This window comes from Pseudooctadecabacter jejudonensis, from assembly GCF_900172275.1.
Lineage (GTDB): Bacteria > Pseudomonadota > Alphaproteobacteria > Rhodobacterales > Rhodobacteraceae > Octadecabacter > Octadecabacter jejudonensis.
In genome coordinates this window covers 653876-666654 of the sequence record NZ_FWFT01000002.1, presented here as the reverse complement: position 1 = coordinate 666654, position 12779 = coordinate 653876, and the positions used below count along the sequence as shown (strand labels likewise).

The 12779-nt window shown below is 59.8% G+C and carries 14 protein-coding genes; 3 read left to right on the top strand and 11 right to left on the bottom strand.

The features are described from left to right. The first annotated feature begins 25 nt into the window (after nt 1–25). Nucleotides 26–892 (top strand): SDR family oxidoreductase, encoded by an 867-nt coding sequence (locus tag PSJ8397_RS08365; protein WP_085864115.1) that lies wholly within the window; start codon nt 26–28, stop codon nt 890–892. Here the strand turns inward: PSJ8397_RS08365 and PSJ8397_RS08360 are convergent. Then, complete coding sequence (locus PSJ8397_RS08360) at nt 846–1499, bottom strand: androgen-induced gene 1 family protein (protein ID WP_085864114.1); 654 nt, start codon at nt 1497–1499, stop codon at nt 846–848. The two genes, PSJ8397_RS08365 and PSJ8397_RS08360, sit on opposite strands and share 47 nt — an antisense overlap. A gap of 66 nt (nt 1500–1565) precedes the next feature. Here PSJ8397_RS08360 and PSJ8397_RS08355 point away from each other — a divergent pair, with 66 nt between their 5' ends. Continuing rightward, nucleotides 1566–2339 (top strand): ion transporter, encoded by a 774-nt coding sequence (locus tag PSJ8397_RS08355; protein WP_085864113.1) that lies wholly within the window; start codon nt 1566–1568, stop codon nt 2337–2339. Between the two features lie 96 nt (nt 2340–2435). Here PSJ8397_RS08355 and dxs read toward each other — a convergent pair whose 3' ends face one another. The 6 genes from dxs to PSJ8397_RS08325 form a co-directional block, all read right to left on the bottom strand. After that, nucleotides 2436–4343 carry a 1-deoxy-D-xylulose-5-phosphate synthase gene (gene dxs / locus PSJ8397_RS08350; protein WP_085864112.1) on the bottom strand — a complete coding sequence of 636 codons (1908 nt, stop codon included), beginning with the start codon at nt 4341–4343 and terminating at the stop codon, nt 2436–2438. Between the two features lie 16 nt (nt 4344–4359). After that, on the bottom strand, nt 4360–5229 hold the full coding sequence (locus tag PSJ8397_RS08345) for a polyprenyl synthetase family protein (protein ID WP_143515401.1): 870 nt from the start codon (nt 5227–5229) through the stop codon (nt 4360–4362). Next, complete coding sequence (locus tag PSJ8397_RS08340) at nt 5222–5458, bottom strand: exodeoxyribonuclease VII small subunit (RefSeq protein WP_085864111.1); 237 nt, start codon at nt 5456–5458, stop codon at nt 5222–5224. The genes PSJ8397_RS08345 and PSJ8397_RS08340 overlap by 8 nt, the downstream gene beginning before the upstream one ends. Beyond that, nucleotides 5455–6378 carry a histone deacetylase family protein gene (locus PSJ8397_RS08335; protein WP_085864110.1) on the bottom strand — a complete coding sequence of 308 codons (924 nt, stop codon included), beginning with the start codon at nt 6376–6378 and terminating at the stop codon, nt 5455–5457. The genes PSJ8397_RS08340 and PSJ8397_RS08335 overlap by 4 nt, the downstream gene beginning before the upstream one ends. A gap of 90 nt (nt 6379–6468) precedes the next feature. Then, nucleotides 6469–7170 (bottom strand): response regulator, encoded by a 702-nt coding sequence (locus PSJ8397_RS08330; RefSeq protein WP_085864109.1) that lies wholly within the window; start codon nt 7168–7170, stop codon nt 6469–6471. A gap of 4 nt (nt 7171–7174) precedes the next feature. Continuing rightward, a complete protein-coding gene (locus PSJ8397_RS08325) occupies nt 7175–7678 on the bottom strand; it encodes a MarR family winged helix-turn-helix transcriptional regulator (RefSeq protein WP_085864108.1) in 504 nt (167 codons plus the stop codon). 147 nt (nt 7679–7825) lie between these two features. On the opposite strand from PSJ8397_RS08325, the gene PSJ8397_RS08320 reads away from it, so the two are divergent. Beyond that, nucleotides 7826–8695: a branched-chain amino acid aminotransferase gene (locus tag PSJ8397_RS08320; protein WP_085864305.1), complete on the top strand. Its 870-nt coding sequence runs from the start codon at nt 7826–7828 to the stop codon at nt 8693–8695. A 158-nt stretch (nt 8696–8853) separates the two neighbouring features. On the opposite strand, the gene PSJ8397_RS08315 is transcribed toward PSJ8397_RS08320, so the two are convergent. The 4 genes from PSJ8397_RS08315 to fzlA all read right to left on the bottom strand — a co-directional run bounded on the left by PSJ8397_RS08315 (nt 8854) and on the right by fzlA (nt 12719). Then, nucleotides 8854–9789, bottom strand: a complete 936-nt coding sequence (locus PSJ8397_RS08315; RefSeq protein ID WP_085864107.1) for a DMT family transporter — start codon at nt 9787–9789, stop codon at nt 8854–8856. A gap of 18 nt (nt 9790–9807) precedes the next feature. Then, the gene (locus PSJ8397_RS08310; RefSeq protein ID WP_085864106.1) at nt 9808–10923 is read right to left on the bottom strand and encodes a PQQ-dependent sugar dehydrogenase; all 1116 of its coding nucleotides are present in this window, start codon (nt 10921–10923) and stop codon (nt 9808–9810) included. Beyond that, the gene (gene queG, locus PSJ8397_RS08305) at nt 10920–11960 is read right to left on the bottom strand and encodes a tRNA epoxyqueuosine(34) reductase QueG (RefSeq protein WP_143515400.1); all 1041 of its coding nucleotides are present in this window, start codon (nt 11958–11960) and stop codon (nt 10920–10922) included. Before queG ends, PSJ8397_RS08310 begins: the two co-directional genes overlap by 4 nt. Nucleotides 11961–12053: 93 nt before the next feature. After that, nucleotides 12054–12719 (bottom strand): FtsZ-binding protein FzlA, encoded by a 666-nt coding sequence (gene fzlA, locus PSJ8397_RS08300; protein ID WP_085864105.1) that lies wholly within the window; start codon nt 12717–12719, stop codon nt 12054–12056. Between the last annotated feature and the right edge of the window lie 60 nt (nt 12720–12779).

The following is a 12779-nucleotide window of genomic DNA, read 5'->3' as shown; positions in this document are numbered from 1 at the left end:
CCAGCGCACTGGGCGAACGTGCCGCATGACCAAAACACTTCTCTCCTTTGGCCACGGCTATTCCGCCCGCGCCCTGACGAAACTGTTGGATGACACTTGGCGGGTCATCGGCACCACACGGTCCGAGGACAAGGCAACGTCCCTCATGGCCGAGGGGGTAGAGCCCCGCATCTGGCCCGGCGCAGACCTCACGCCCGCCCTGAACGCCGCAACCCACCTGCTGATCTCCGCCGGACCAACCGAAGATGGAGATCCCGTTTTGGGCAAGGTTAGAGACGAAATCGCCGCACGCCGCGACCAATTTCAATGGGTCGGCTATCTGTCCACCACCGGCGTCTACGGCGATCACGACGGTGGCTGGGTGGATGAGGATACGCCCCTGTCCGCCTCCACCAAACGGGGCCAATTGCGCATCGACGCAGAGGCCGATTGGCAGACCATGGGCCTGCCCCTGCACATCTTCCGTCTTGCGGGCATCTACGGCCCGGGGCGCGGCCCGTTTTCCAAGGTGCGCAATGGCACGGCACGGCGCATCATCAAACAAGGTCAGGTCTTCAGCCGCATCCATGTGGACGACATCGCCCAAGTCCTCGCCGCCTCCATCGCGCAACCTAATCCCGGGGCCGTCTACAACCTGTGCGACGATGACCCCGCCCCTCCACAAGACGTCATCGCCCACGCGGCCGAGTTGCTAAACCTGCCAATCCCACCGGCCATCGCATTCGAAGACGCAGACATGACCCCCATGGCCCGCAGCTTTTATGCGGAAAGCAAGAAAGTCCGGAACGACCGGATTAAAGACGACCTCGGCGTGCGCCTTCTCTATCCTGATTACCGCAGCGGCCTCAAAGCACTTCTTGCCGCGGAAACAGACGCCGCACAACAAAGCTGATCGCGACAAAAACCAACAGAACCACAACAGCCACCGCTAAATTCGCACCGTAGAATATGGCACGCCCCGCCAAATCGAGATCGTTCAAAAACGGATAGGGCAGCCCACTTGTCACTGCACCAATCGGCGTGTCGTTCATCGGCCCCACAACACCCTCCGCCCAGACAACATAGGCAAAAATCACCCCAATCAGCAGCAACAGAGACTGCCCCACCCGCCGGAACGCACGGTGGATAAACGTTGCATCAATCCACTGCAGCACAGGCCCCACACCGTGCAAATAAAGCTCAAGCCACAGGTCCCCCAACTGCCCGTCCCGTGTCACGGATGTCGGGTCCGCGAAATACAGCCGCCAATACAAAATCAAAACCATCGCATTGATCACAGCCGTCATCGACACAAACGCATCCCAACGCCGTGTCGATCGCCCCTCGCTCAACGCCAACATCCGGCTGGCCGCAAAAAACGACAAAAACAGCGCCCAAATCGTCAAATACCGGAACGGCCCTCCAAACCCCTCATACGACCCGAAAAATATCGTGCGAATGCAATACCCAGCCGCCAGCAAGAACACAGCCCACCGAAATATCAGAACACCACGCGCCATCCGGTTTCCCCCACTTGTTTCAACCCTCACGAATAGGCATATCGACGCAAACAAAAGGAAACCAGCATGACGCCCCGTGAAACGATCGCACGTTTTGTCGAAAACCCAGCTTTTCAGCGGACCATCATCGGGGTCATCATCTTCAACGCCGTCTTACTTGGGCTGGAAACGTCAGACACTGTCATGGCAGCGGCAGGTAGGCTGATCCTTCTGCTCGACACGATTTGCCTCTACATCTTTGTGGCCGAAATCGTCCTCAAACTCATCGCCTACCGCTTCGCCTTCTTCCGCTCCGGCTGGAACATCTTTGATTTCGCCATCGTCGGCATCGCCCTAGTCCCCGCTGCACAAGGCTTCTCCGTCCTGCGCGCCCTGCGGATCCTGCGCGTGCTCCGCGTCATCTCCGCCACCCCGTCCCTGCGCCGCGTTGTCGAAGGCTTCCTAACAGCCCTGCCCGGCATGGGCAGCGTCTTCATGCTGATGTCCCTGATCTTCTACATTGGCTCGGTCATGGCCACGAAACTCTTTGGCGACGCCTTCCCCGAATGGTTCGGTGACCTCGGTGCCTCCGCCTATAGCCTGTTCCAAATCATGACACTCGAAAGCTGGTCCATGGGCATCGTCCGCCCCGTCATGGAACAATTTCCATACGCGTGGGCATTCTTCGTGCCCTTCATCATGGTCACAACATTTGCGGTGGTAAACCTTCTGGTCGGTCTGATCGTGAACTCGATGCAGGACGCCCACGCGGAAGAATCAAACGCTGCCACAGACACCTACCGCGACGAAGTCCTCAAACGGCTTGAGGCCATCGAAAAACGTCTGCCCAAGAACGACTAACCTTCATCTGACCCGAAAACTCCCGCCGGAGGCCGCGGGACGGCGGGCGGGGCGCATTTGGCGCAGCCAAACAGCGACGGCCCCGTCACGCAAAATTCACGCGCGTTGACTCAAAACCTCAATGCCAAGCACATCCAGAACCTTCGCCTCAATATGCTCGGCACACATGCCAGCCACCGCATACATCTCACGTGGTCCGGCCTGATCAATGAAAATATCCGGCAACACCATGCTGCGATATTTCAACCCGCGATCAAACACGCCTTGCTCCGCCAACAGCTGCGCCACGTGCGATCCAAACCCGCCGACGGCACCCTCTTCCACCGTGATCAGCGCCTCATGATCCGCCGCAAGGGACAAGATCATGTCGCGGTCCAACGGCTTGGCAAACCGTGCGTCCGCCACCGTCGGGGTAATCCCCCGCGCCTCCAACGCTTCGGCTGCGGCCTCGACCTCTTGCAACCGTGTCCCAAACGACAAAATCGCAACCCGCGATCCCTCGCGCACCATGCGGCCCTTGCCGATCTCCAGTGGCGTGGCCTCTTCGGGGATTTCAACACCGACGCCTTCACCCCGGGGGAACCGGAACGCAATCGGCCCGTCATCATGGGCCACCGCCGTGGCCACCATCCGCGCCAATTCGGCTTCATCTGCGGCTGCCATCACGACAAATCCGGGCAAGTTCGCCAAATAGGCCACGTCAAATGACCCTGCATGGGTTGCCCCATCGGCACCCACCAATCCAGCGCGATCAATGGCAAAGCGCACGGGCAACCGCTGGATCGCAACATCATGCACCACCTGATCATACCCACGCTGCAAGAACGTGGAATACAACGCGCAAAACGGCTTCATCCCGCCCGCAGCGAGCCCCGCACAAAACGTCACCGCATGTTGCTCCGCGATGCCCACGTCAAAACACCGCGAGGCAAACCGGCTCATGAACCGGTCCAGCCCGGTCCCATCCGGCATCGCCGCCGTCACCGCAACAATCTTGTCATCCTTCGTCGCTTCCTTGATCAAGCTCTGCGCAAAAACGGAGGTGTAGGACGGCGCGTTGCTGGGCGCCTTTTTCTGCTCACCGGTGGCGACATCAAATTTGGCCGTTGCGTGGCCACGGTCCGCGCGATCCTCGGCATAGCCTTTGCCCTTTTTGGTGATCGCATGAATCAAAATCGGCCCCGTCGCGCGGTCTTTCACCGTGCGCAGCACCGACAACAGTTGATCCATATCGTGCCCGTCAATCGGCCCAAGGTAGGAGAACCCCAATTCCTCAAACAGGGTCCCGCCCACGGTCATGCCCTTCAGCATCTCCTTGGCCCGCCGCGCGCCCTCCTGAAACGGCTCCGGCAAAAACGACACCGCCCCCTTGGCGGCGGCCTTAAACTCCTGAAAGGGCGCGCCGGCATACAACCGCGACAAATAAGACGACATCGCCCCCACGGGCGGAGCAATCGACATCTCGTTGTCATTCAGGATCACGATAAGCCGTTTCTTCAAATGGCCCGCGTTGTTCATCGCCTCATAGGCCATACCCGCCGACATCGACCCATCGCCAATCACAGCAATCGCATCACCGCCCTCACCGCCCAAATCGCGCGCGACGGCAAATCCCAACGCCGCCGAAATCGACGTTGACGAATGCGCGGCCCCAAACGGGTCATATGGGCTCTCAGACCGTTTGGTGAACCCGCTCAGCCCGTCCTTCTGACGTAACGTGCGGATCCGGTCACGGCGGCCCGTCAGGATCTTGTGCGGATAACACTGGTGGCTCACATCCCAAATGATCTTGTCTTTGGGCGCCTCAAACACCGCGTGCAATGCCACGGTCATTTCAACCACACCAAGCCCCGCGCCCAAATGGCCGCCCGTCTCGGACACCGCCGAAATTGTCTCGGCCCGCAACTCATCCGCAACCTTGCGCAATTGCGCATCGTTCAGGCCCTTCAGGTCAGACGGCAGATCAATCTGATCCAAATTCGGTGTATGGGGTCTGTCAGCCATAGTGCCGGCCTTTCTGTCAGTGCGACCGCTCAATCACAAATCGTGCCGCATCTTTCAAGGTTGCGGCGGCGTCTCCGTAGCCATTTAGCGCATCGCACGCCTCATCCACCAACTCCGCCGCGCGGCGTTTCGCCCCATCCAAGCCCAGAAGCGACACAAAGGTCGCCTTGCCTGCCGCGTCATCCTTGCGCACAGCCTTGCCAACAGCGGCTTCATCGCCTTCGACATCAAGCACATCATCGGCAATCTGAAACGCCAGACCAATCGCCTCACCATAACGGCGCAAAGGCGCGGCATCGGCCTCAGCCATAACAGCCCCCGCCATCGTCGACCAAATCAACAAGGCCCCGGTCTTACCGGCCTGCAACGCCGTAATCTCATCAAGTGTAAGCGCGCCCCCCGCGCTCTCCGCCGCGATATCTGCCACTTGCCCGCCGACCATGCCGTCAGCCCCGCCTCGGTCCGCAAGGGACACCATCAACTGCGCCTGCACAGCATCCGAAAGATCTGCCGTTCCAATCAAGGCAAACGCCTGTGCCTGCAACGCATCTCCGGCCAGCACTGCGATGGCCTCGTCCCACCTACGATGCACCGTAGGCTGGCCGCGCCGCAGATCATCGTCATCCATGCAGGGCAAATCATCGTGGACCAGCGAATAGGCATGCACACATTCAATCGCCCCCGCCGCATGCATCGCCCCATCAGGCGAAACCCCATGCAACCGCGCAGTTTCAAGAACAAAGAACCCGCGCAGCATCTTGCCACCCTGCACAGCATAGGCCATCGCCTCGCCCAAAATTCCCCGCTGGGGCACGGCAAGCTTTGGCACCAGAAAGTCTGTAATGGCCGCAGCATCCGCCGCCAGCGCCGCCTTGAACTCAGCCATCGAGAGGCGCCGTGCCCACAGGGTTGCCATCCCCATCCAACGTCAGCTTGGCGACCTTCTCTTCGGCCTCCTTCAGCTTCGCCTCACACCGCTTTTTCAGCGCAGCACCCCGTTCGTACAATGCAATCGACTGATCCAAGGGCACCTCACCGCGCTCCAACTGGCCAACGACCTGCTCCAACTCGCGCAAGGCCTCTTCGAAACTCATTTCGCTGACATCCACACTCATGCGCCCCGCTCCTTCAATATCTCAACATGTGCGCGGGCCGACCGGCCCAACGCGTCCAAGTCATACCCCCCCTCAAGACAGGACACCACCCGACCGCCACACAGGGCATCCGCCACATCGCACAACCGCCCCGTCACCCAGGCAAAATCATCATCCTTCAACATCATGCCCGCCAAGGGATCATCCGCATGTGCATCAAATCCGGCGGATATGATCAGAAGTTCAGGTTTGAACGCCTCAAGCCGTGGAATGACCTGATCCTCCCACGCCGCCCGAAACGCAGCGGATCCGGCCCCATCGGCCAAAGGCACATTCAAAACATTGCCGACACCCGTTTCATGCGCCGCACCCGTGCCCGGATACAATGGCATCTGATGGGACGAACAAAACAAAATCCGTGCGTCCTCCTCTACCAGATCTTGGGTGCCATTGCCGTGATGCACATCGAAATCCACGATGGCCACACGCGACAGCCCATGGAACTCCAAAGCATGTTTCGCCGCAATCGCCACGTTGCCAAAGAAACAAAACCCCATGGCCGTTTCCCGCTCCGCGTGATGCCCAGGGGGGCGCATCGCCACAAACGCATTGGACGCATCCCCCGCCATGACCAGGTCAACAGCCCTCAGGCCCCCACCTGCGGCCCGAAACGCAGCCTCTAGCGTGCCCACAGACATATGGGTATCCGCATCCAACGACCGCCACCCATCGCTAGGCGCAGCCGCGCGGATCGCCTCAATATGGGCCTTGGGATGACAACGCAGAATGTCATCGTCGGCGGCCAAAGGCGCCTCTACAGGGGTCAAATCCATCCCCTCCAAAGCCCCCAAAACCGCATCCAGCCGCGCGACCTGCTCTGGATGTCCCGGCGGCGTCACATGATCATATCCCGCCTTATGGGTCACCAATGCCGTTGCCATTGGGCACCTCCTTCATCTGACCAAAAAAACTCTCGCGAAGCAGACAACAAAATTCCGGAATTTTGTTGCCCCGTGACACATCGCTCCGGATCAATCCGGGGCCAGCATGTATCCAGCCCCGCGCACCGTCTGCAGGTACCGTGGCTGCTTGGGGTCCGCCTCCAACTTACGACGCAACCGCGTAATCTGCACATCAACCGCCCGTTCTTGCGCCTGTCCGCCAGCCCGCCCCAACTTCTCGACCAATTCCGTGCGGCTCAAGGCCTCCGCTGGTGTGGCTGAAAAAATCTTCATCAACTGCACCTCTGTTGCGGTCAATCGCACCAGATCTTCGTCCTGCCACAGCTCGCCGCGTTCCATGTCATATCGCAACGGCCCTAAATGCAGCACCTTGGGCACCTCCCGTTCCGCCTCAGACGGCGGCACGCGGCGCAGGATCGAATTGATCCGCAGCAACAATTCCTTCGGCTCAAACGGTTTGGCCAGATAATCATCCGCCCCCGCCTCAAGCCCCGTGATCCGATCCTCGGTTTCCCCTTTGGCGGTCAACAGCAGAATTGGCGTCTCACGGTCATTTCGCAAATCCGCACACAATGTCACACCGTCTTCGCCGGGCATCATCACGTCCAGAATGATCATATCGAAATCAAGGCCCGACAGGATACGCCGCGCATGGGCGGCCTCCCGCGCAGCGGTGACCAAAAACCCGTTGCGCACCAGAAATTTCTGCAAAAGCACACGGATCCGTTCGTCATCATCGACGATCAACAAATGTGGTTGGTCGTTCAGCATGCCCCTACCCTTTCAATTCCTTCAGCGCCGCGTAGCGGGCTGCACTTTTATCATCCATCATTGCCTCAAGAACCTGACGGAATCCCGCCACGGCCTCTGGCCCTGCCGCACGGTAAGCCGCGCGCATCCGGTCCCGTTGGGCGTCCGACAGCCGCCGTTCCAACGCAATGCCCGCATCCGTCAAAAACAAATGCCTCTCCCGCTTGTCGCGTTGACCGACTTCGCTTTTCACCAAACCATCCTCAACCAAAGCACGCAACACACGGTTCAGCGATTGCTTGGTGACCCCAAGGATCGCCAACAGGTTGTTCACGGTGGTGCCGGGGCTGCGATTGATGAAATGAATGGCCCTGTGATGCGCCCGACCATAGGCCAGATCGGCCAAAATCCGGTCCGGATCCGCGGTGAAGCCCTGATAGGCAAAGAACATCGCCTCAATGCCCTTGCGCAACTGCTCATCCGTCAAAAACAGCAGCGCGTTGCCGCCCTCTCGCGCGCCTGTGTCCATCGGCGGCCTCCTTCACATTCCCCGACACAATACGTCAGCTTTGTTGACATTCCAAGCACCCAAAGGTATCGAATCGCAGGTTTGACGCAATAAAATGACCGCATCGGACCTAACGACGTAATAAATGCAAAACCGATGGAGGACGTAATGGCCGGTGCATATGATGATCGTGATGGCAAAATCTGGATGGACGGCCAGCTGGTGGACTGGCGGTCTGCCAATGTGCACATCCTCAGCCACGCCATGCACTACGCCTCTTCGGTGTTCGAAGGCGAGCGAGCCTATAACGGCAAAATCTTCCTGAGTCGCGAACACTCCGAACGTCTGCATTTCTCCGCCGGAGAGCTGGATTTCCAAATCCCCTACACCGTGGACGAAATCGAAGCCGCCAAAGCCGAGGTCCTGCGTGCCAACAATCTGACCGACGCCTACGTGCGCGCCGTGGCCTGGCGCGGGGCCGGTGAAGACATGGGCGTCGCGTCCCAAAAGAACCCCGTGCATCTGGCCATCGCCGCCTGGGAATGGGGCAGCTACTACGGCGACGCGAAAACCAAGGGCGCGAAAATCGACATCGCCAAATGGAAACGCCCCAGCCCCGAAACGATCCCCGTGCATGCCAAGGCCGCTGGTCTTTACATGATCTGCACGACCTCCAAACACGCCGCCGAAGCCAAGGGCTGCTCTGACGCGCTGTTCATGGATTACCGCGGCTACGTCGCCGAATGCACCGGCGCCAACATCTTCTTTGTCAAAGACGGTGAGGTCCACACTCCAAAGGCCGATGTCTTCCTCAACGGGCTAACGCGCCAAACCATCATCAGCCGATTGGCGGAACGGCAGATCAAGGTCCACGAACGGGTGATCATGCCCGAAGAACTCGAAGGGTTCGAACAATGCTGGCTCACCGGCACGGCCGCCGAAGTAACCCCCGTGGGCCAGATCGGCGATTATACGTTCGAGGTCGGCGCCCTGACCCGTGGCGTGGCCGACGACTACGAGAAACTGGTGCGCACATAAAGGGGCCGGGCAGGGGGCGCTGCCCCCGTCCTGCGGACTCCCCCGGAGTTTTTCTGGTCAGATGAAGATGAGACGCGGCGCGGGGCACCCAACGTCGCGTTTTTTCGTGGGCACGCAGGGCGGGCGCGCTCGTCGTCAGACGGCGGGGCCGTGCGGGCCTATTGCAGCCCTTTGGCCTTTACCTTGCGGCGGGCCGTGGCATCTTGGCCCAGCGCGCGTTCACGCAGCACAATGATGATGCCTGCCGCGATCACAAAAGCAGAACCGATCAACATCTGCGCTGTTGGAACCTCACTGAACCAGATCCAACCGATCAGAACCGACCATAACATGGACACATAGGTGAACGGGGCCAATACGCCTGCCTCTGCATACTTATAACTGGCTGTCAGCAGAATTTGACCCAAGCCCCCGACAAGGCCCGCACCAACAAGAAGGGACAATTCGTACGGCGTCGGCCGGACCCAGCCAAAGGGCACAGTCGTCAGGGACAACACGGTGGCGGTGGCCGAAAACCAGAACACAATCGCCGTTGTGCTTTCTTGCCCCGCCATGCCCTTTACGAACACCTGAGCCAGCGCGGCCAGACAGGCCGAACCCAAGGTCAACACCACGCCCAGCGCCTCGGTTGATCCAAGGCCTACAGACAGCCGTGGCGCCACAATGATCACGACCCCGATAAACCCCAAGGCCACTGCCGCAATACGGACAAACCGAAACCTCTCCCCCAGAATGATCGCGGCCAGCACGACCATTGCGATGGGCGTGACAAACCGGATCGCCGTGACTTCGGGCAGGGGCAGGAATTTCAAGCCCGCAAACCCCAGACCCATCGCACAGGATCCTACGATGCCGCGCACCGCGTGATTGCGCACCGATTGGGTGCGGATGCCCTGCATGATGCCGCCATGGGTCACCAACCACACCAGAATCACCGGCATCGCCATGACGGACCGAAAGAACATTGCCTCCCCTGCAGGCACGCGGTCGGCGGCCTTGATGAACGCACTCATCACAGTGAACACTGTGATGGCCGACAGCATCAAAAAGATGCCGCGCGTGACGTTGATTTGGGTGGCTGGGGCAAAAGACATGCCCCTGCCTACGCCTGATCAGCCGCCAGCGCCACCCACAGGCCGCACCCGCAAAATATCGGCATCGGGCGCATCGATGAGAACCAACAGATCACCGTTTGCCAAAACCTCCACGTCGCGCACGCGGCCCACATCTGCCAAAAGACGTTCCTCACCCACAACACGGCCCGCGTCGATCTGCAACCGCATCACGCCGCCCGGGCGCAACGATGACACCAAAAGGTCGCCACGCCACGGGACAAAATCCGCGTCAGAGGGATAGGCGCCCATGCCACCTGGTGCGATCACCGGATCCCAGTAATAGACGGGCTGCTCCAGCCCATCTGCAACAGCTTCACCGCCGGTGATGTCGCGACCATTATAATTAATCCCATAAGAAATAATCGGCCACCCGTAGTTCAGCCCCTGTTCAGGACGATTCAATTCATCCCCACCGCGTGGCCCATGCTCCACCGTCCACAGCGTGCCATCCCGCAAGATGGCCCCCTGAATGTTCCGGTGCCCCGTCGACCAAACCGACACATCAGCCCCATCATACCACAGCACCTTGCCGACCGTGTTGTTCCCCTGGGCAAGATCCGGCGTTCCGCGATCACCAGTCGTGATCCATACCCCACCATCCACAGGTATAATCCGGCTTCCAAAATGCTGCCCGGCAGAGGTCGCGGGTGCCTGAACAAAGATGTCCTCAACCTCGACCAAGGCATCCCCATCCAACCGCCCCCGCGCCGCTGCCAAAGCCACGCCGCCACGCACAGGCTTTGAATAGGTCCAATACACCAATCCATCTGTGGCGAATTCTGGCGACACAGCAACATCCAGCAACCCACCCTGACGGATCGCCTCAATCTCAGGCAACCCGCTGACGGCACCGATCAAACGTCCATCCGCATCAACCCGCTGCAGTGCGCCACCCCGCTCACTGACGAGAAAGCCTCCCTCCGGCAGGGGCGCAATCCCCCACGGGAAATCCAACCCACTCGCAAACACGCTGACGTCAAGGTCCGTGGTCGGCAACTCCGCCGCCCGCGTCTGACCGTCAAACGCCGGCACAAAATCCGCGTTCTTTGGTCCCTGCTCAACCTCAGCCGCCGCCATCACTGGCAGAAAACACATCACATATCGCCACATCATATCGTCTCCCTTAGCTGGCCACAGGCCCAGCGCGCCGCATCTGCGACCTCAGGCGCTGGGTCTTCCACCAACCCTTGAGCCACCAAAAACAGGCTCGCATCCGCCGAATTGCCGATGGCATACAGCACATTTCGTACAAACCGATCCCGGCCGATCCTCTTGATCGGGCTGCCCGAAAACATGGAGCGAAACGCCGCGTCGTCCAGCGCGGCCAGCTCCCGCAGCGGCGGCGCCAGCAAATCGGCACGCGCGGCATAGCGCACCTCACGGGCCTCAGCGGCAAACTTGTTCCATGGGCAGACAGCCAAACAATCGTCGCAACCGTAAATACGGTTGCCCATCAAACCGCGCAAATCCTCGGGCACCGGCCCCTTATGTTCGATCGTCAGATAGGAAATGCACCGCCGCGCATCCAACTGAAACGGCGCCGGAAACGCATCCGTGGGGCAGGCATCCAAACAGGCACGACACGACCCGCACCGCTCCTCCCCGCGTCGGTCCACCGGCAACTCTACGGTCGTGAAAATCGCGCCCAGAAAAAACCAGTTCCCCAACGCGCGGCTCAACAGATTGGTGTGCTTGCCCTGCCAACCCAAACCGGCGGCCGCAGCCAAGGGTTTCTCCATCACGGGCGCCGTGTCCACAAACACCTTGATCTCGCAGCTCGCGGCGTCAACCAACCAGCGTCCCACCCGCTTCAGCCGCTTCTTCACCAGATCATGATAATCTCGGTTCTGCGCATAAACGGAAATCGCCGCGCGGTCCCTCTGCTCCAACACCGCCAAAGGATCATGCTCTGGCGTATAGGGCTCCGCCAACATCACCACAGATTTCGCCTCAGGCCACAAGGCCGTCGGATTACCACGCCAGGCCATCCGCTCGCCCATCCAGGCCATCTGCCCGTGGCGCCCCTCCTCGACAAAACGCGCCAACCGTTCGGCAATCTGGGGCACCGCATCGGGCCTGCAGACACCAAACCCCGCGAACCCTTCCTCAAAGGCCCGCGCCTTCAAACGGTCTTTCAGATCCTCAGACACAAGGCGTATCCGCTTCTTTGGGTCACAAATACCTTAGGGGTCTGGGGGTGAAACCCCCAGCCGGTCGGATTGGCCCCGCCAATTCGAACCAAATCAAAAATCCAGATCAGCATAATGCCCGGGCTGCGGAAATCCGGAAATCTGATCTGCCAGAATAGATCGGAACGCCGGACGCGATTTGATCTTGGCATACCAGTCCTTCACAATCTCACTTCGGTTCCAATCCACGTCCGATACATAATCCAGACAGGACAAATGGGCCGCCGCGGCGAAATCCGCCAAGGTCATGTCATTGCCCGCCAGCCAACGGCGCTGATCCAGCAACCACGCCATGTAATCCAGATGATACTTGATCGCCTTCGCTCCGGCCTTGACGTTGGCACTGTCGGGATATCCGGTGCCCATCACCTTGCGAAACACCCGTTCGCCCATCAACTTGGTGGTGACCTCTTCGTTGAACTTGTCGTCAAACCACGCGACCAACCGGCGCACTTCATAACGGGTCTCGGCGTCCTTGGGCAGCAAGGCAGGCGTGGGGTGCGTCTCTTCCAGATACTCACAAATGGCGGTGCTGTCCGCCATCACGCGGTTGTTCATCTTCAACACGGGCACCTTACCGGCAGGGTTGCGGCGCAGAAAATCAGCGTCCCGTTCCCAATACCGTTCTTCGACCAACTCGACCTCAATCCGCTTTTCGGCCAGCGACAACCGCACTTTGCGCGAAAATGGAGACAGCGGATAATGATACAAACGGTTCATGAGGACCCCAAATCAGGTGTTCCCCTTCAATGCCTTATGGCTGGCCCCAAGACAATCCCG